Annotated in this window: 12 protein-coding genes and 1 other RNA gene; 5 read left to right on the forward strand and 8 right to left on the reverse strand. The window is 20.5% G+C overall.

What is annotated here, in order from left to right; all coding sequences use genetic code 11:
• Positions 1-233: 233 nt before the first annotated feature.
• The 7 genes from uvrB to M8044_RS00340 all read right to left on the reverse strand — a co-directional run bounded on the left by uvrB (position 234) and on the right by M8044_RS00340 (position 13,761).
• A complete protein-coding gene (uvrB, locus tag M8044_RS00310; RefSeq protein ID WP_273585081.1) occupies positions 234-2,204 on the reverse strand; it encodes an excinuclease ABC subunit UvrB in 1,971 nt (656 codons plus the stop codon).
• A gap of 23 nt (positions 2,205-2,227) precedes the next feature.
• Complete coding sequence (gene uvrA, locus M8044_RS00315; RefSeq protein ID WP_273585082.1) at positions 2,228-5,041, reverse strand: excinuclease ABC subunit UvrA; 2,814 nt, start codon at positions 5,039-5,041, stop codon at positions 2,228-2,230.
• Positions 5,042-5,087: 46 nt separating this feature from the next.
• Positions 5,088-6,833 carry an excinuclease ABC subunit UvrC gene (gene uvrC / locus M8044_RS00320; protein ID WP_273585083.1) on the reverse strand — a complete coding sequence of 582 codons (1,746 nt, stop codon included), beginning with the start codon at positions 6,831-6,833 and terminating at the stop codon, positions 5,088-5,090.
• A gap of 162 nt (positions 6,834-6,995) precedes the next feature.
• Positions 6,996-9,185: an ATP-dependent helicase gene (locus M8044_RS00325; RefSeq protein ID WP_273585084.1), complete on the reverse strand. Its 2,190-nt coding sequence runs from the start codon at positions 9,183-9,185 to the stop codon at positions 6,996-6,998.
• Positions 9,186-9,233: 48 nt separating this feature from the next.
• Positions 9,234-10,016 carry a triose-phosphate isomerase gene (tpiA, locus tag M8044_RS00330; RefSeq protein WP_273585085.1) on the reverse strand — a complete coding sequence of 261 codons (783 nt, stop codon included), beginning with the start codon at positions 10,014-10,016 and terminating at the stop codon, positions 9,234-9,236.
• A 14-nt stretch (positions 10,017-10,030) separates the two neighbouring features.
• Positions 10,031-10,573 carry a helix-turn-helix domain-containing protein gene (locus M8044_RS00335; RefSeq protein WP_273585086.1) on the reverse strand — a complete coding sequence of 181 codons (543 nt, stop codon included), beginning with the start codon at positions 10,571-10,573 and terminating at the stop codon, positions 10,031-10,033.
• A 158-nt stretch (positions 10,574-10,731) separates the two neighbouring features.
• Positions 10,732-13,761 (reverse strand): hypothetical protein, encoded by a 3,030-nt coding sequence (locus M8044_RS00340; RefSeq protein ID WP_273585087.1) that lies wholly within the window; start codon positions 13,759-13,761, stop codon positions 10,732-10,734.
• 134 nt (positions 13,762-13,895) lie between these two features.
• Here M8044_RS00340 and ruvA point away from each other — a divergent pair, with 134 nt between their 5' ends.
• The 5 genes from ruvA (at position 13,896) to pyk (ending at position 18,519) form a co-directional block, all read left to right on the forward strand.
• Positions 13,896-14,453, forward strand: a complete 558-nt coding sequence (ruvA, locus tag M8044_RS00345) for a Holliday junction branch migration protein RuvA (protein ID WP_273585088.1) — start codon at positions 13,896-13,898, stop codon at positions 14,451-14,453.
• Positions 14,454-14,495: 42 nt separating this feature from the next.
• Positions 14,496-15,509: a Holliday junction branch migration DNA helicase RuvB gene (gene ruvB / locus M8044_RS00350; RefSeq protein ID WP_273585089.1), complete on the forward strand. Its 1,014-nt coding sequence runs from the start codon at positions 14,496-14,498 to the stop codon at positions 15,507-15,509.
• Between the two features lie 154 nt (positions 15,510-15,663).
• Positions 15,664-16,064: a transfer-messenger RNA gene (gene ssrA, locus M8044_RS02605) on the forward strand.
• A 238-nt stretch (positions 16,065-16,302) separates the two neighbouring features.
• The gene (locus tag M8044_RS00355) at positions 16,303-17,082 is read left to right on the forward strand and encodes a hypothetical protein (RefSeq protein WP_273585090.1); all 780 of its coding nucleotides are present in this window, start codon (positions 16,303-16,305) and stop codon (positions 17,080-17,082) included.
• Between the two features lie 87 nt (positions 17,083-17,169).
• Positions 17,170-18,519 carry a pyruvate kinase gene (pyk, locus tag M8044_RS00360; protein ID WP_273585091.1) on the forward strand — a complete coding sequence of 450 codons (1,350 nt, stop codon included), beginning with the start codon at positions 17,170-17,172 and terminating at the stop codon, positions 18,517-18,519.
• A 352-nt stretch (positions 18,520-18,871) separates the two neighbouring features.
• On the opposite strand, the gene M8044_RS00365 is transcribed toward pyk, so the two are convergent.
• On the reverse strand, positions 18,872-20,101 hold the full coding sequence (locus tag M8044_RS00365) for a hypothetical protein (RefSeq protein WP_273585092.1): 1,230 nt from the start codon (positions 20,099-20,101) through the stop codon (positions 18,872-18,874).
• Positions 20,102-20,510: the final 409 nt, after the last annotated feature.

Below are 20,510 nucleotides of genomic sequence, written 5' to 3' on the forward strand. Positions count from 1 at the left end.
TTTATTTTATATTTGAAATCATTTATTTTAAATAATTTACAAATTTTTATAATAGTACGATCTTTTTTATTATTTTTTTCCTTTGTTTATTTTATGAAAGCAAAAATATCCTAACTTGTAATATCAATAAAAAAAGTATGTTTAAAATTGATTATATTTTTAAATATTTAAAATTTTTAACCTATTTTATGATTAAAGATATTATAAAACAATTTTATTTTTAACATTAAATTTCATTTTTCTGTTTTTTCATTTTCTAATTTTATAATTAAATTTCTATAAAAAACTGCTTTTTCAAAATCTAATTTTTTAGAAGCTTTTATCATTAATTTTTTAAGTTCTTTTAAATTATAATTTTTATGAGGTTTATTATTATCAAATAATAAAGATTCTATTTTTTCATTTTTATCTTTATTAATATCTGTTGTTTTTGTTTTATTTTTATGAATAACAGATGGTATAAGATTATTCTTTGAGTTATAATTTTCTTGTATTCGACGACGACGTAGCGTTTCTTTAATAGCTATTTTCATGGCAATTGTCATTTCATCTCCGTACATGATAACTTTTCCTTTAGTATTTCTTGCCGCTCTACCTATAGTTTGGATTAAACTTTTTTCGCTTCTTAAAAAACCTGTTTTATCAGCGTCTAAAATAGCCACCAAAGAAACTTCTGGTAAATCTAATCCTTCTCTTAATAAATTTACACCAATTAAACAGTCGTATATACCTGATCTAAGTTGTTTTAAAATAATCATTCTTTCAAGAGATTTTATTTTACTGTGCAAATAAGTTACTTTAATTCCTATTTTTTTTAAATAATTAGTTAACTCTTCACTCATATTGATAGTTATTGTTGTAACTAAAGTTCTTTCATTTTTTTTTGCTCTTTTTTTTATTTCAAAATATAAATCTTCAATTTGGTTTTTGGTTGGTCTAACTTCTATTTCTGGATCTAAAATAAAAGTAGGTCTAATAATTTGTTCTATAATAGGAATTTTTTTTTCGAGTTCATAATCTCCTGGAGTAGCCGATAAATAAATTACTTTGTCTAATTTTTTTTCAAATTCAGAAAACATTAGAGGTCTATTATCTAAAGCACTAGGCAAGCAAAAACCATATTTTACTAAATTTTGTTTTCTAGAACGATCGCCAGCGTACATTCCTTTAATTTGAGGTATTGTAACATGGGATTCATCAATAATAGTTAAAAAATTTTTATTAAAATAATCAATTAAAGTTGTAGGGGCTTCTCCTTGTTTTTTTAGAGATAAATGACGAGAATAGTTTTCAATACTACTGCAATAACCTATTTGTTGCAACATTTCAATATCATTTGTTATTCTCTTTTTAAGATTTTGCATTTCTACTAATTTATTTTTTTCTTTAAAATATTGAATACGTTCATTTAATTCTGTTTGAATTCTTTTAATAGTTTCTTTTATTTTTTGTTTATTTGCCATATAAAGAGAAGCCGGAAAAATAGTTATATTGTTTAAATTTTCGATTATATCTCCTTTCGGAATATTAAAAATTTGTATTTGTTCAATTTCTTCGTTATCAAATATAATTCTGATACCTTTTTTATTTTCTGAAGATAAAATAATTTCTAAATTATTGCCTTTAATTCTAAAAGTACCTCTGTCAAATTCGACATCATTTCTTTTATATTGCATTTCTACCAATTGTTTGGATATATCTTTTAAAGAATAATTTTTGTTTCTTTCTAAATAAAGAACATATAATTTATAATCATTTATATCTCCTATGCCATAAATACAAGATACAGAGGAAATAACAATAACTTTTGAACCATAAATTAAAGAATTAATTGTTCTATGACGTAATTGATCTATTTCTCCATTTATTTTAGATGTTTTTTTAATATAAGTATCACTAGACACAACATAAGCTTCTGGTTGATAATAATCATAATAAGAAATAAAATATTCTATTTTGTTTTCTGGAAATATTTCTTTTAGTTCATTATATAATTGCCCCGCCAAAGTTTTATTATGAACAATAATTAAAGTGTTTTGATTTAATTTTTGGATTACATTGGCTATGGTAAAAGTTTTTCCTGTACCTGTAGCACCTAAAATAATTTGTTCTTTGATCTGTTTTTGAAAGTTAGAAAGTATTTTTTTGATAGCTGTAGGTTGATCGCCACTTGGTTTGTATAAAGTTTTAATCTTGAATGTCATATGATTTTGACCTTATTTTTTATTTATTTTAGATTTAATATTTTTTTTAAATATTGTCCTGTATAACTTTGAGGATTTCGGCTTATTTCTTCGGGAGTTCCTTCAGCCATTATATATCCGCCGTTAGGCCCTCCTTGAGGCCCTAAATCGATAATATAATCAGCATTCTTAATTACATCTAAATTATGTTCGATCATAATAATTGTAGCTTTTTGGTTTTTAATTATATAATGAATTATATCAATGAATTTTTTCACATCTTCTGAATGTAATCCTATAGTCGGTTCATCTAATATATAAATAGTATTTCTATTTTTTTGTTTAGCTAATTCATAAGCTAATTGAATTCTTTGAAATTCCCCATCTGAAATAGTTGTAAATTCTTGACCCAAAATGATGTGTTCTAAACCTATTTCTTTTAAAATTTTTAGTTGAAATTTAATAATGGGGAAATTAGCAAAAAATAAAAAAGCTTCTTCAACTTTCATATTTAAAATATCAGCAATATTTTTGTCTTTGTATTTGATTTGTAATATTTCTTTATTAAATTTTTGACCATTGCATTTTTTGCATTTAATAAAAACATCAGGCAGAAAATACATATTTTTTTTCTTCATTCCTTGACCAGAACAATATTCGCAACGTCCTTTGATATTATTGAAAGAAAAATGATTTTTAGCATATCCTTTTATTTTAGCTTCTGTAGTGCTTGCCAATAAATTTTTAATATTATCAAAAATTTTAGTATAAGCTGCCAAATTACTTTTATTTTTTTTTCCTATTGAAGAAGTAATAATTTTAATAATTTTCGGAATATTATTATATTTATTTAATAATATATTTTTTTTGTTTTCTAATTTTTCTACAAAATTTTGTTTTCGAAGATCCAAAGATAAAATTTTTTGTAATAAAGTTGATTTCCCTGAACCTGATACACCTGTAATAATTGTAAAAATTTCTAAAGGAAAAATAACATTAATATTTTTTAAATTATTGTCATAAATATTTTTTATTTTAATTGTTTTATGATGATTAATTGGGTTTCTTTGTTTTGGAATATCAATTATTTTTTCGCCAGAAAGATATTGCCCTGTTAAACTTTGTTTATTTTGCATAATTTCTTGAGGAGAACCATAAGCTATTATTTCTCCTCCTTTATTTCCTGATAATAATCCCATATCTATAACATAATCAGCCTCTAAAATTGTATTAAGATCGCGTTCTATTACTAAAACTGTGTTACCTAAATTTTTAATTGTTTTTAAAGATTTGATTAATTTTTCGTTATCTTTAGGGTGTAATCCGATGGAAGGATTATCTAATGTATATAAGACTCCTGATAATTTTTTACTAATTTGATTAACTAATTTAATTCTTTGTATTTCTCCGCCAGATAAATTTTTACTATAATGATTTAAAGTTAAGTAATCTAAACCAATATTTTTTAAAAAATTAAGTCTATTTAATATTTCTTGAAAAATTAAATTTGATATTTGTTTGTCTTCATTGGTTAATTTTAAATTTTGAAAAAAAACTAATAAATTTTCTATAGTTAATTGAGTTAACTCATAAATATTTTTGTTTTGAATTTTGAATAATAAAGCTCCTTGGTTTAAACGCGCACCTAAACATAGATTGCATTTTTTTTGAGACATAAATAAATCGATAAACCAATTAATATTATTTTTATTATTTTCTAAATTATAATAATATTCTAAAACATTAATAACTCCCATATCAAGAGTATTAAAATTATCATTTTCTTTAGAAAGTTTATCTTTATTTTTATAAAGAAGAATATTTAATGATTGAGTATCTAATTTTTTTAAAGGTACATTCATATTGATGTTATTATGTTCACAAAAAGATTTTAAATCATGTATTTGAGTATATAATTCTTTATGACAGAAATAAGGTATGATCCCCCCATTTTTTATAGATTTATCTAAACGAACGGTCAATTTGGGATCTATTGTTTTTTTGATTCCTATTCCTTTACAATTAGTACAAAATCCATAAGAATGCTTAAAAGAAAATAATTTTATGTCTCTTTTTGGAATAATCAAATCATTATCAATTTTAGAATAATTACGATAAAATTTAAAAATTTTGGGATCTTGAAATATAAAAACTTTATCAGAAACCAAAGAAAAAGATAATTCTAAAGAGTCATATAATCTTTCTTTGTTATCTTTCTTTATTTTTAAACGATCTATAATTATATAAATGTTATGATTTTTGTCTGGATCCAATGAAGGTAAATTGTTATTTAAAGATAATATTTGATCATCGATAATTAAATTTAGGAAACCATCTTTTTTTAATTTTTGTAAAAGTTTTTTATGTGTTCCTTTTTCTTCTTCTATGTATGGCGCTAAAATAAAAATTTTAGAATTTATTTGAAATTTTAAAATTTTTTCAGCAATTTCTTCTAAATTTTGATTTTGGATTGGTTCGTTTGTAATGGGATGGTAAGGAATAGAAATATTAGCGTATAATAATCGCAGATAATCGTAAATTTCTGTCATGGTCCCTACGTTAGAACGTATGTTATGAGACATTATTTTTTTTTCAATGTGAATAGACGGGCATAAACCTTCGATTTGATCAACATCTGGTTTTTTAAAATTGCCTAAAAATCGTCTTGAAGCAGAATCAAGAGATTCTATATATTTTCTTTTACCTTCTTGATATAAAGTATCGAAAACTAAAGAAGATTTACCTGAGCCCGAAACACCAGTGACTGCAATAAATTTAAATTTAGGAATATCTAGGTTAATATTTTTTAAATTATTAACTCTAGCGCCTCTAATTTTTATCATTTGATTATTGTTCATGGGATATATTAACATTGCTTTCTTAGTTTTGTATTTGAAAATATTTTTATATATTTTTTTTAAGTTTAATAAACACATTATAAGGAATATTTAATTTTTGAAATTCTTCATAAGGAGCTTTTTTGATTTCTTCTATATCTTTAAAATTTTCTAATAATTTTTGATATTGTTTTATTCCTATTTGCGGAACATAAGATAAAAAATTTTTTATGTTTTTTTGTTTAGTTTTTTTATGAAAATTTAAAACAAAACGATGTACTTCTGCGCTTAATTGCAATAAAAAACGAAATATTTTATTCTCGGAATTTAAATAAAAAATACCTTTTTCTGTGATTAAAGCTTCTAATTGATGTTTTTTATTTTTTTTTAATGCTCCTAACAAAATATTTAAATTCATGTCTTTTAAAGTTTGAAAACAAACATTAAATTGTCCTTGTCCTCCGTCTATTAAAATTAGATCCGGTAAAGGAGCTTTTATATTCAAAAGCTTTTTATAACGTTTTTGTAATACATATTCAAAAGAACTGTAGTCATTTTGAAATTCTTTTTCTATATGAAATTTACGATAACTTTTTTTGTCGAATTGAAAATTTTTAAATACAACCATAGCTGATACAAAAGATTGTTCAAATAAATGTGAATTGTCAAAAATTTCAATATGATTAATATTTTTATTTAAGAAAGTTGATAATTCATAAATATGATCTTGCATTATTTGGAATTTGGATTTATGAATTAAATTATTTTTCAAAAGGTTTTGTTTAGCATTTTTTAAAGATAATTGATATAAATGAAATTTATTATTTTTTTTCAAAGGAATAGTTATTTTTGTTTTTAATAATTTTTGAATTTTTGATTTTTCTTTATTTAACTCTGAACCTAAAATAATTTCTTCAGGAATAATTTGTTCTTGATAATATAAATTTAAATAAGTAATAATGTTGTTTTCTGCATCTCCTACATAAGATAAAATTATTTGATGATGATCAAAAATATTTCCTTTATTTAATCTTAATATGCATAAAGATATTTCGTTTTGATTAAAATAACTCGCAATAATATCACAACTTTTATTTTTAATTATATTATTAATAAATTGTTTTTCTGTTATTTTTGTTAAAGAAAATAAAATTTTTTTATATTCTAATGCTTTTTCGAATTCTAATGCTTTACTAGCTTGTTGCATAGATTTTTTTATTTTTGTAATAATTTCTTTGCTATTGCCTTTTAAGAATTTTGTTATGGCATCAATATTTTTTTTATAATCAACTTGAGGATTATGACAAGGTCCTAAACATTGTTGGATATGGTAATAAACACAGGCTTTTTTATCTATAGGATGGCACCTTCTTAAAGGATAAATTTTATATAATATGCTTATCGTTTCTTTAAGAATTTCATTATTAGGAAAAGGCCCAAATATTTTTTTATTTGGTGGTACATTTTTATATCTGACCGATATTAATCTAGGATGTTTTTCATTAGTGATTTCAATATAAGGATAACTAGTGTCATCTATTAATTTAAAATTATATTTAGGTGTATATTTTTTAATTAAATTAGACTCTAATATTAGAGCTTCTAATTCATTATTGGTTAAAATATAATTTACATTGGTAGTTTCTGAAATTAAAAGATTAGTTTTGCGATTATGAGAACCTTGGTAATAACTTTTAATTCTATTTTTTAAATTTTTAGCCTTACCAATATAAATTATATTTTGATTTTTGTCTTTAAATAAATAACATCCTGGCATATCAGGAAATGTTTTTAATTGTTTCGATAAGCACATTTTTGTTGCTTTCTATAAAATATTTTTTTAAAAAATAAATAAAAAAATATTTGTTAATGAAAGATTATTAAAAAAAATAAAATTTATTAATATCAATAATTTAAACTATAATTATATTAATATATTTTTTTTATATTTAAAAAAAGAAATGGTGATAAATAATTAAATTTTTTCTAAAGAAGAATGAGTAATAAGGATTTTTTTTATGCCATGATCTTTAGAAAAAATAATAGTTAAAACATCTTTGTTTATTGAAATAATCAATCCTTTTCCAAAGGTTTTATGTATAATTTTATCTCCTGTTTTATATATTGTTTCATTTTTGAAAATTTTTTTGTATTTGTGTTTATTTTCTGTATTTTTATCTTCATTTTTTTGTTCTTCTAGTTCGGATAATTCCATTTCTTTTAAAAAAGAGACAGGTTCACGCAATACTTTTTGACCTTCTAAAAATCTATATTTAGAGCTAGTAAGATATAGTAATTCTTTTGCTCTTGTTATCGCAACATAAGCAATGCGTCTTTCTTCTTGAATTTCATTATCGCCTGATGACATATTATTTTTATTATATTTAGAAATTTTGTTATCCCAACCTATAGCAAAAACAACTTTAAATTCTAATCCTTTTACTTTGTGGATAGAAGATAAAAGGATTTTATCTTGATTATTATTGTCTTTTTCACTAGACAAAATTATTTTATTTAATAAAATAATTAATTTTTCTAAAAAAGTACCTTGAGTTTGTTTTTTGTTTTCTTCATCAAAAATTTTTTGTAAATTAGTTAAATTATTTTTAATTTTTGTATTTTCTTCTTTATTTTTAGATAAAGTGTTAGAATATTGAATAATTTCATCAATTAAAAAAATAACATTAGATAAATTACATTTTGTTTCATCATAAAAGACATTTAATAGTTTTTGAAAGATATTCTTTAAATTATTAATTTTTATTTTAATTTTATTTTCATCAGATACATGATCCATGGCTTCGAACAAAGAAATTTTTTTTTGATTAGCTATTTGTTCTAATGTTTGTATTGTAGTTTTTCCTATTTGACGTGACGGAGTATTAATAATTCTTTTGAAATCGGAATCGTTTTTCAAAAAATACAGAACTCTTAAATAAGAAATGAAATCTTTTATTTCTTTTTTGTTATATAAAGGTATTGCTTTATTGATAACATAAGGTATATCTTGGATATTCAAACTATTTTCTATTTCTTTATAAAGATTATTGCTTCTATATAAAATCGCTATATCTTTATAATTATATTTTTTGTTATTAACTAAATTTTTGATTTCGGTAACAATAAATTTAGCTTCTTTTTGGGCATCATTAAAATAATGATAATGATGTATTTTTTTACCCTCCTCTGATGTATTGTTTTTAAGATTTGTTTTAAGATTCGTTTGAAAAGCATTATTTTTATTATGATAATTATATTTTATTAAAAGATTAGCTTTATCTAAAATATTTTGAGTAGAACGATAATTTTGTTTTAAATAAAAAATATCAGCTTTAAAATTTTCTAGAAATAATTTATTACAAATAGCATCTGCTCCTCTAAAACTGTATATGTTTTGATTAGGATCTCCTACTACAAAAGCAAAATTATTTTGACCTATTATTTTTATTAATTGATATTGTATTAAATCAATATCTTGAAATTCATCTACTAAAATATGAGTAAATTTGTTTTGATAAAAAGAAGCTATAGAAGAATTATTTTTTAATAATTTGTAAGGATAAATAATTAAATCATCGAAATCTACAAAATTATTTTTTTTTAAATTTTTATTGTAAAGTTGAAGTATTTGTTCTTCTTTATCAGTTAAAAATGATTCAACATTTCTATTTTTAGATAAATCTAGTTCTTTATAAATTTCTGCTTTTATTTTATTTGTTTTCATTCGAGAAATTTTTTTTTGAATTTCTTTTGGTTTATATAATTCTTTATCTAATTTTAAATTTTTAATTATTTCTTGAATTATTTGTCTTTTTTTTTGTTCGTCAGCAATAAAAAAAGAAGGGCTTAAATCTAAATAAGAAATGTATTTTCTTAAAATAAGATGCCCCAAAGAATGAAAAGTAGAAATTGTTAAAGAGGGCAAAATATGAGGCTCGATCATTTTTTTTAAACGTTCTTTTAGTTCTTTAGCAGCATTATTAGTAAAAGTAACTACTAAAATATTTTGGCCTTTAATTTTTAATTCATTTATTAAATGAATAATTTTATTTGTTAAAGTTGTTGTTTTTCCTGTGCCAGCTCCAGCATGAACATAAACAGCTTTTTTATTAGTTTCAATCGCTGCTTTTTGTTGTTCATTTAAATTATTTAACCATTTTGTCATTTCTTTTTTCCATTTTTCAAACAACTTTCTTAATTTTTTAAAATTTTTTTAATAATTAGAATATTTATTATTATATATTTTTAATCCTATTTTAGTACAAGATAAAAAATTTTCTACGTTTAAAGAACTCTTTCCTATCAAAACACCATCAACTTCTTTTTGTTTTAAGATAGATTCTATATTATTAACATTAATAGAACCGCCATAAATAATTCTTATTTTTTGAGCTAATTCTTCGGAAAATAAAGAAGAAATTTTTTTACGAATATTTTTTATAATTTCATTAGCATCTTCAGGTTTAAGATATTTGGTTGTGCCAATAGCCCAACAAGGCTCATAAGCTAATATAATTTTTTCTGCTAAATGATAAGGAATGTTTTTAAAAATATTTTCCAATTGATTATCTAAAAATTTTTGAGTTTCATTTTTTTCTTTAATAAAAATATCTTCACCTATGCAAACAATAGGATAGATATTAACATTGAGAAGAGCTAAAATTTTTAAATTTGCTGTATAATCTGTTTCTCCAAAATGTTTTCTTCTTTCATAATGACCGATTAAAGAATATTTAATACCTAAAGATTTAATATTTATAGGCGAAATTTCGCCTGTATAAGATCCTTCATTTTTATAAAAAACATTTTGAGCCCCTATTCTTAAATTTTTACCTTCTATTTGAGTTAAAACGTCTAATAAAGTTATTTGCGGAAAAATAATAGTTTCTACTTTTTTTCTATCAGGCACTTTATTATTTATTTGATAAATAAAATTTAATGCTGAATCTTTACACTTATTCATTTTCCAATTGCCGGCAATAATAATTTTTTTCATTATAAAAATTCTCCTTATATTTTTTTCTCAGGCGAAATTATTTTTAATATTTTTGTTTTTTCTTTGCTTTGATTCAATAAATAATATTTTTTATTTGTGAATAAATAAAAAGTATCGCCTTTTTTTAGAAAATATCTAAATTGATTTAAAATTAAAATAATTTCTCCTTCGAGAACAAAAACAAATATATCTTCTTTTTTGTCATTATTTATAGCGGTCTGCCCTTGAGATTCTATTTCTATAATAACTGGTTCTATTTGATATCTTGTTAAATAAGGAAAAAGATAATAAGTGGTATTTTTTAAATTAGTTTCTTTTACAGCTAAAAAATTATCTTTTTTATGAATTAATTCTATATTTTTTTCTTCTTGAAAAAAATCTGAAGCTGATATTTTAAAAATTTTTAATAATGAAAATAGAATTTTTAAGGAAGGAGAAATTAAATTATTTTCAATTTGGGAAATATACCCGCTAGTAACATTAATTTTTTGTGCCAAATCTTTTTGAGTTATTTTTTTATTTATTCTTAAGTTCCTTATTTTACGTCCTATATTCAATATTTAATTTCCTTTTTTGCAGTTAAATGATTTTTATAAAAGTCATGAATTATAAAAAATTTTTTTCATTAAAGAAATAAATTTAAGAAATTATAAGAGAAAAAAATATTTTTTATAGATATATTATATTATATAATATTTTAAAAGATATTTTGAATTTATAAAAATATTGCGAATTTCTTGTATAAAAATAATTGTATTTTAATTTTATAATTAATTCTTTTTTGATTTTGGGCATAAGTTTTTTTTATTTCTAATTTTTGTTTAAAATTTTTGAAATAAAACATTATTTTAGTTTTCCATAAAGATTTTTTTTGAAATAAAAAAAGGTAATAAATATTTTGTTTCATTTTTTTAATTATTTTGTTTTTGTGTTGCAATAACACCGAATTATAATTATCATATTTTTTTTTTATTTTATCTTTAATTGACAAAATATTTATTTCTTCTTGCTTATAGTATGTTTTCATTAAAATTTTTTTATTTTCTATTGTTTTATTTTTCGTCAATAAAATAGTATTTGTTTTAGTGTTTAAATTTTGAATTAATTTTTTTTCTTGATTTAAACTTTTTATTCTCATTTGATTAAATTTTATATCAAAATTATTTTGGATTGCAGCTAAAACATCTTTTAAATTTTCTTCAATTAAATCATTTTCTTTTTTTTTGTTTTGTAATTGGGATTCAAAAATTTTTTTATTAAGAATTAATTGTTTATTTAAAAAATTTTTTTCTTTTTGTTGGTTTTGTTTTAAATTTTTGATATCGATATGATTTATGTTTTGAATGATATCTAAAAAATGTTCAGATAACCATATTATTTTATTTTTGTTATCAGTTAATATTTGTTTTGCTTCAAGTGATGTTTTTGTATTTAAAGTGTTAATGTTTCGGAATAAAGTATTATATTCTTTATTTAAAATTTGATTTAAAAAATTAATATTTTTTATCCATTTAGAAAAATAACTGGTAATTTTAAATTTATAAAATTTTAAATAAATTTTATTTAAAAGAGATTTATCTTTTGGAATATTTTCTATTTTGATAAAAAAAGAAGAGATTTTATTTTGATATAAATAATTTTTTTTTAATTTGTAATTTTGAATTTGTTTTATTTTTTGAATCAATTGTTCTTGTTGGGATCGTTTTTTTTCTTTTTGTAACGAAATATTTTCTTTTTTTAAAGAAAGATACATTTGTTCATAAATTTTAATTTTATTTTCTATTTCTACGTATTTTTTTTTGTTTTTTAATTTATTTTTATAAATTATATTTTGAATATAAAAAATATTTTTTTTTGCATATTGACAAATTTGATTATGGAAATCTATTTTTTGTTGAAATCTGAATTGTTTAAGTTTTTTTATTTTTTCTTTTAAAACGTAATGGTAAAAAAATTGTTTATTTTTAATGTTATTTATGAATAATGGGCATAAATCTAGAATTTTTTTTAATTCTTTTGTTTGATATTGTTTTGGTTCGATACATTTATTTATTTGTTTTAAAATTTCGTTGAATAAATTTTCTTTTATTTTATTTTGGACCTTCATATAATCAATAAATGAAATTAAATTATCTGAAAAATATTTATTGTAATTAAAATATCTTTTAATTTCATATTCTATTTCTAATTGAGTTAGAGAGGTTCTTTTGCGAAAATATTCTTTTTGTTGTTCGAAATTAATTTTTTTAAAAATATTGTTTTTGTTATGTGTTTTATTTAATTCTATCTTTTTTTTATTTAAATCTATTTTTTGATTGATATTTTGTATAGTATTTTCTAAATGTTGAATATTTAATTTAATAATTTCTATTCTTAATTGATTTTGTATTAAAAAAGTTTTTTGTTCTTTTTCTTTTTGGATCGTAAGTATTTGTTTTTGGTAATTTAAATAATTTAAATAAATATCTATTTTATTATTATCTTGATAATACAAATATTCTAAATTATTTTCTTCTTCTAGCTCTTCCAATTCTATATTTAGAATGTTATATTTTTTATTCATTTCAAAAATTAGAAAATTAATTTCTAAAAGTTTTATTTCTTTAATAGTGTTATTATTAATAATTTCTTGATCTTTTTCTTTTAGCAGATTATTATGTTTTATTTTTAAATTTTTTTGTTTATCTAAAAAAATATTTTCAATATCGTTGTTTTTAGTTTGTTGTTGATATAATAATTTTAAAAATATATATTTTTTATGCCAAAGGTATAAATTTTGAAAATATTTTAATTCGTTTTTTTTATTGTGATTAATCAAGGAAATAAATTTTTGATTCTGTTCGGGTTCGATAGTCATGTTTGGTATAAAAAAATTTTTTAATTTTTGTTCAGCAAATAATTTATTTATTGTCTTTTCTAAAGTATTCTTTTTTTGATCAAATTTTTGTTTTATTTGGGTTAAAATTTCATTATGTTGATTTAAATTTTTTTGAAATAAAATATTGTTATATTTAAGTTTTTTTAAACATTTAATTTTTTCTTGATTTTGCTCTTTTTGGATTTGATTGAAATAAGATTTATATTTTTGATTTAAACAAATTATTTTTTCTTTTTGTTCTTTTTTCATTTGGTTTATTTTATCATTAGAAATGATATGTTTTTGTTCAAAATCTTTTATAATATTAGAGATAAGAATTTTAGTTTTTTCTAATATAATTTTACTATCTTCAGAAAATTTTTGAGTTAATTGTTCTTTTTGAAGTTTTTTTTCTTTTTCTGTTTCATTAATATGATTAAAATTTAATTTATATTTTTGCTCAATCTTTTCTTTTTGAATATTAAATTTAGTATATATTTCTTTTTTTTCTAAATCTTTTTTTTTTATTTCTTTTTTTATATTTTCGATTAAAAGAAAATAATCTTCATGATTTAAATTTTTTTGTTGTTGATAATGTTTTTTTTGTTCTAAAATTTTTGATATATTATTTTTGTGTTGAATATTTAACTTGTTTATATCTGTTAGGAAATTTTTTTTTAATGTTTCTTGTTCTTGGAATTGATTTTGTTGGAAATTTGTAAAAAAATTTTCTTTTTCTAAATTATCACAAAAATTAAATTTTTTTAAAAATGTTTCTATTTTTTGAATTTCTAATAATAAATGAGATTCAGAATGATCTATTTGATTAGAGTTGTTTAAATTATTATTATCTTCTGAATAGGGTATATTTTCTTTTAATAGAGTCATAATTGAAAAAATCACTTTCGTTTATGTTTTATTTTTATCATAAATTTTAACATTTATATTATTATAACATATTCAAAAATTTTCATAAAAGGATATTCTTTGAAATAAATTTAACGAAGGGAATTATATTTTTTATGTATTTTTATATTAAAGGAAAAATTGCTTCTATTCATAATGATAGTGTTGTTTTAGAAAATAATGGGATTGGTTATCGTATTGTTTTTTCTAACCCTTATGTTTTCGCTATTAATCAAGAAGTTAAAATGTTCACTTATTTTTATGTTAGAGAAAATATTCATTCTTTATATGGTTTTTTAAATACTGAAATTTTATTTTTTTTTAAAAAATTAATTTCTATTTCAGGTATCGGTCCTAAAAGTGCTATTTTATTGACTAATCAGGATTTATTTGAAGAGATTCAAAAATCAATAACTGAAAATAATTTTATTTATTTATCTAAATTTCCGGGCATCGGCAAAAAGACAGCTCAACAAATTATTTTTAATTTACAAAATAATAGGTCATTTTACAAAAATCAATTTTCTTTAAATCCTAAACAAAAAGATGTTAAAGAAGTATTAATCAATTTGGGTTTTAAAAATAAAGAAATTGAAAATGTGATTAATAAATTGGATTTTAATAAAAAAATAGAAATTATTATTAAAGATGCTTTATCATTCATGATGAAATAATTTTTTAAAAAAATAATATTAAAATGTTAGGGAATTCGAAATATGAAATATTTAAAATTACAAGAAGATCATGATAATCCAATCGAAGACAATAACGAAAATAAAAAATTTTTGAGACCTCAAAAATTAAGTGAATATATAGGTCAAAATAAAATTAAAAAACTTTTATTTGTTTATTTAAAAGCAGCTCAAAAAAGAAAAGAATCGATAGATCATCTTTTATTTTATGGACCTCCTGGTTTAGGTAAAACTACTTTAGCTAAAATTATAGCTAATGAATTAGGTGTTAATTTAATAACTACAAGCGGTTCTAATATTGAAAAAATAGGGGATATAGCAGTTCTTTTAAGTAGTTTACAAACAGGTGATATTTTATTTATTGATGAAATACATAGTCTCCCTAAAAATATTGAAGAAATTTTATATTCAGCCATTGAAGATTATGTATTAGATATTACTATTGGTAAAAATGATGAAAAAAGAACAATTCGAATTGATTTGCCCCCTTTTTCTTTAATTGGAGCGACTACTAAATTTGGTAATATCGCTTTTCCTTTAAGAGATCGTTTTGGTTTGATTTTGAAATTAGATTATTATAATAAAAAAGAATTAAAATTAATTTTAAAAAGAACTTCTTCTGTTTATGGCAACGAAATAGAAGAAAAGGCTTTAGAAGAATTAGCTAAAAGAAGTAGAGGAACGCCTCGTATAGCAAATCGTTTGTTTAGGAGAGTGCGAGATTTCGCAGAAATTTATTCTAAAAAAAAAATTAGTTATGATATTACATTGAATACTTTAGAAAAATTACAAATAGATGAAAATGGTTTAGACGCAACAGATTTTAATTATTTAAAAAATTTAGTTTATAAATTTAATGGCGGACCCGTAGGCATTAAAAATCTTGCGATTACTATTGGAGAAGAAATTTTTACCATTGAAGAAGTATACGAACCTTATTTAATTAAAGAAGGGTTTATTAAAAGAACTTCACGTGGAAGAATAGCTACAGAATTAGCTATCAAACTTTTGACAAAAAATGAAAAAAAAAAAGAATAAAAAATATTTATTTATAAAAAAAATTATAATTTTTATAATATTGAATAATTAATATAATTGGTTATTGTAAATTTGATTGCATAAATAATTATTGTTGCATTAATATAAAGTTTTTTTATTGTAATCGAACTTAATTATATTATAATTATGTTAAGGGGATGTTTTAGGCATTCGCCAAAATTAAGGAGTTTTTTATGCATATCTTGGTTGCGCAAGTAAAAACGTTCGAGGTTTAAAATAACTGGCAATAATAAAAACCAAGAAGTATTGTCTTCTTATCCTTTTTCATCAATTCATAATAATGGAATGGCTAAACAATTAGCTTACGCTTAATTTAAAATTTTTTTTATAAATTAAAACTAAGTATTGTTTTAATGTCATATTTTTATATTTTTTTCTGATATTTTTTTCTTTACTTTTCTTGAATTTATTCGGTAATTTGAATAAATTATTTAAAATTTATTAAAATATTTCGTTTAAATAAATAAAATAAGTATGTAGATTTAAAAAACGAATTAATTTTGTACAGGGGTTCGAATCCCCTCATCTCCACCAAATAAAATTATCAAATTTATTTAAAAAAAATTTTAAATTCATTTGATAATTTTATTTTTTGAATATTATTTTATTTTGTTTGATTTTAAAATATTCATTTTTTATATTTTTATGGATTAAATAAGTATAATTTTATTGTATTGAATTATATTAAATATTAAAATTATGATTAAAAATATAAGTAAGATTAAAATTTATTATTTCAAAATAAGGAATCGAAGAGGTATATAGAAATTATATGTCATTCAAAAAAAAAGAGAATTATTTATTTAAAAGAATTTATTTATTATTAGTTCTTTTAGGTATTGCTTTGGTAGTGATTATTGTAATTAATAAAATACATGGTTTCGCAGACAAAACAGAAGAATCAATTACTGAAATAAAGGCCGAATTAAAAGAAAAACTTGCTAGCAGAAATAAACAAGCAGAAGAATTAATTGCTGAAATAAAGGATGAATTAAAAGAATCAATTACTAGCAGGAATAAACAAGCAGAAAAATTAATTGCTAAAAAAGATAAACAAATAGAGGAACAAATTAATATTCAATTTAATACAATTCAAAAAAAAATTGATGAAATGTATGAAACTTTGTTCCAAGATAAAGAAGAAATAAAAAAATTAATTATTGAAAAAGAAATATCAAAATTAAGAGAATCAATTGAAAAAGAATTCAAAGGAAAAATTGAAAGCATAAATATTGAAATTATAAATAATTCTATTGAAGACAAAATTAACAAAATTTATGAATCTTTGATTAAAGATAAAGAAGAAATAAAAAAATTAATTATTGAAAAAGAAATATCAAAATTAATGGAATCAATTGAAAAAAACTTCAAGGACAACATCGAAAGCATAAATGAGTTAATTAAAGAAAAAATTCAAGAAATGAGTGGATCTTTAATGGCTGATAAGGCAGAAATAAAGGACGAAATAAAGCAAATAGATAAAAAAACAATAATTCAACAAATAATTGAAAATAAAATTAAAAATTGGTTTAATTGGTATCCATTTAAATAAATTTTTTTCAATAAATAATTAAATTTGTGTTTTCATCAAAAAAATATTTTATGTTTTGTAAAATTTTAAAGAAGGTTATTAAAAAAAATGAATAAAATTAAATTAATATCTACATTAGGCCCAGCTTGTGATAATAAAGAAGTGTTGAATGAATTAGTTAAAAATGGGCTTTCTGTAGCACGTTTTAATTTTTCTCATGCTAATTATGATAATAGCAAAAGAATTTTAAAAATCATTCAAGAAATTAATAAAGAAAATAATAGTTATTTAGCGACCATGCTTGATACTAAAGGACCTGAAATTAGAACTCATGAATTTGATGGTACAGTTCAAATAGAAAAAGATTCTGAAGTGAGAATTGCTTTTAATGAAGTTTTAGGGACTAAAGATAAGTTTTCTTTAACTTATGATAAATTATATGATGATATCGTAGAAGGCAATTTTATTTTTATTGATGATGGTTATTTGACTTTAGAAGTAATTAAGAAAGATGAACAAAAACGCGAATTAGTTACTAAAGCTAAAAACACTCATATAGTTAAATCTCGTAGAGGCGTTAATATACCAAATGTTAAATTGCAAATGCCTTATATTTCTGAAAAAGATAAAAATGATATTATTTTTGCTTGTCAACAAAAATATGATTTTTTAGCTCTTTCTTTTGTTAGAAAAAAAGAAGATGTTTTAGATGTAAGAAAAATTTTAGAATCTCAACAAGATCATAATATAAAAATTATTTCTAAAATAGAAAATCAAGAAGGTTTGGATAATTTAGATGAAATTATTCAAGTTTCGGATGGTATTATGGTTGCTCGCGGAGATTTAGGTATTGAAATTGATAGCGAATTAGTTCCTTTTTATCAAAGTAAAATGATTAAAAATTGTTTACGTGAAGGCAAACTTGTTGTTGTAGCGACTCAAATGTTAGAATCTATGCAAAAAAACCCTCGTCCTACAAAAGCAGAAACAAGCGATGTTTATAATTCTGTTTTAGAAGGCGCTTCTGCTACGATGTTATCAGGAGAAACAGCTTCAGGGCTTTATCCTGAAAAAGCAGTTCTGACGATGGCTAAAATTCAAAAAGAAGCTGAAAAAAATATCAATTATGATTTAATATCTCTTGTTTATGATTCTCAAAAAGATGAAGATATTTTAACTTGGGGAATTATTCAAATGACTTTAAAATATTCTATTGCTGCTATTATTGTTGATGATAAAAAATACGCTATTGCTTTATCTAAATTCCGTTCAAAAGTACCAGTTTTTGTGAAGGTTAAAAATAATACAGAAGCTACTTCTTTGGCTTTAAATTTCTCTAATGTACCTTTTGTAAATGATCAAGAGTTACAACAAAAATTAACATCTTTACAAAAAAATAATGATTCAAAATTATTATTACAAGTTGTTAAAGACACTTTAAAAGTTATATCTTTTTAAAAAAATATTTCCACTTATATAAATTTTTTTGTGTAAATAAATTTATTTTTAATATTCGAAAATACTATTTTTTAAAACTAGTTTTTTGTTTTTTTACTGAAAAAATAGATATTAAAATTATTTTTATAATAATTTGATTCATATATTTTTTAATATTTATAATAATTTTTAATATATAGATATTAGTTTTTCAAAACAAATTAAAAAATAATTGAAAACAAATTATATTAAACTAAAATATAAATAATTAAAAAATTTATAGACTTAAGTTTAGTGTTTTTATTATGATCAAGACTTTGAAATGGTTTGTAATAAAAAAAGAACTTATAATAAAAATCCATTATAAGTTCTTTTAGTATTCATTTAGATCATATTTGATTATATATCCGTTAGAAGAAATACTTTTTAATAATTCATTTGTTTTGGAATTATATTCATACATAATGTATGAATTATCTAAAAAAATTTCTCTTATTAATAATTTGTTTATTGGATCGTAAATTTTAATTGTTTTATTAGGCAAAATTTCTTTTGTTAAATTTTTTGTGATAATATCGAATTCTTTGATATGATTATTTGGTAAAATTTTTTTTACTAATATTTGAGTATTAGGAATATATTCTTTTATTGTTTTTTTAATTGTTCCGTTTGAATAAATTATTTGTTGAATTTCGTTTGAATCAGGTTCAAATTCGATTATATCTTTGTTAGGCAAAATTACTTTTTTTAATTTTGTTTTTTCTTCATCATTATATTCTTGTTTTGTTTCAATTATTTCTTTATTATGTTTTATTTCTTTTAATATAAAACCTATATTAGGATTATATTCCTTTATTGTACCATCTTCTTTATTTGTTTCTTTAATTTTATTCCCGGTGAAGGGATCATATTCTATAATATCTCCATTGGGCAAAATTTCTTTTGTTAATTTATTATTATATAAACTATATTCTTTAATATGATTATTAGGAAAAATGATTCTAGTTAATCTTTTAGAATTCAAATTATATTCTTTTTTTATACGCGGATTAAATGAAATTTCTTCAAAATAATCAGAAAAATAATTTCTTATGCTACCATCAGGTAAAATTTCTTTGTTTAAAGAATGGTTATATTCTTTTATTACACTATTATCTGGATTCATTTCTTTAGATAAATGACCTGTGCAAGGATCGTATTTCTTTATGTTTTCATTTATATCTATAATTTGGTTTATTCGACCTTTAATATAATTATATTCTAATATTTTATTACTATTTCGAGAAATTATTTTTATAATACCAGGATTTAAATCATCATATTCGATTAAGATGTTATTTGGAGATAATTTGTCTTTTATATTATCTTGGCAAATTATGTCATTTGGATTTGATTTTTTTATTAAATTTTCTGTGATAGTTTTATGTTCTTCTTTTATTTTTTTATTTTCTAAAATTTCAATTGAATTATTTATTTTATTTTTATTATTTTCTAGATATTTGTATTTTTTTGTATAAAAAAAATAAATTATAATAACAATCAAAATTAAAATTACAAAATATATTTTGTAAAAAAATTTTTTATTTTTTTGAATTTCAATCAATTGCCTTTCTAATAAGCAAAAAAATCAAATTTATTAAATATATTTTAAAATTGTGATATTTTTAATTTTTATTATTTCTTTATTAAGAAATTCATTTTCTTTATAAATTTTTATAACAAAAACATTGATATTATACATTAAAATTCTTAGAATAAAGAACACAAAAAATATATAAAATATAATTTTTTTTGAAATCAATAAATTTAAAAAAACAAATAATTGATGAAAAATATTTTTGTTGCAGATCCATTTTATAATTTTTTCTTTTCTTCATGTTTTCGCTGTTGTATAAAAAATAAATTTTAAATTTCGCTTATTTTTTATTAAAAATTTAAAATTTTTTATATATTCAAATATTAAATAATTCAACAAAAAAAGAAACTTATGATAGTTTCTTTTTTTTGTTCTT

The sequence above is a fragment of the Columbia Basin potato purple top phytoplasma genome (genome assembly GCF_028595955.1).
Taxonomy (GTDB): Bacteria; Bacillota_I; Bacilli_A; order Acholeplasmatales; family Acholeplasmataceae; genus Phytoplasma.

Bases quoted from the DNA above. Each gene is read 5' to 3' on its own strand.
- uvrB (WP_273585081.1), bottom strand. From the start codon at position 2,204: ATGACATTCAAGATTAAAACTTTATACAAACCAAGTGGCGATCAACCT.
- uvrA (WP_273585082.1), bottom strand. From the start codon at position 5,041: ATGAACAATAATCAAATGATAAAAATTAGAGGCGCTAGAGTTAATAAT.
- uvrC (WP_273585083.1), bottom strand. From the start codon at position 6,833: ATGTGCTTATCGAAACAATTAAAAACATTTCCTGATATGCCAGGATGT.
- M8044_RS00325 (WP_273585084.1), bottom strand. From the start codon at position 9,185: ATGACAAAATGGTTAAATAATTTAAATGAACAACAAAAAGCAGCGATT.
- tpiA (WP_273585085.1), bottom strand. From the start codon at position 10,016: ATGAAAAAAATTATTATTGCCGGCAATTGGAAAATGAATAAGTGTAAA.
- M8044_RS00340 (WP_273585087.1), bottom strand. From the start codon at position 13,761: ATGACTCTATTAAAAGAAAATATACCCTATTCAGAAGATAATAATAAT.
- ruvA (WP_273585088.1), top strand. From the start codon at position 13,896: ATGTATTTTTATATTAAAGGAAAAATTGCTTCTATTCATAATGATAGT.
- ruvB (WP_273585089.1), top strand. From the start codon at position 14,496: ATGAAATATTTAAAATTACAAGAAGATCATGATAATCCAATCGAAGAC.
- M8044_RS00355 (WP_273585090.1), top strand. From the start codon at position 16,303: ATGTCATTCAAAAAAAAAGAGAATTATTTATTTAAAAGAATTTATTTA.
- pyk (WP_273585091.1), top strand. From the start codon at position 17,170: ATGAATAAAATTAAATTAATATCTACATTAGGCCCAGCTTGTGATAAT.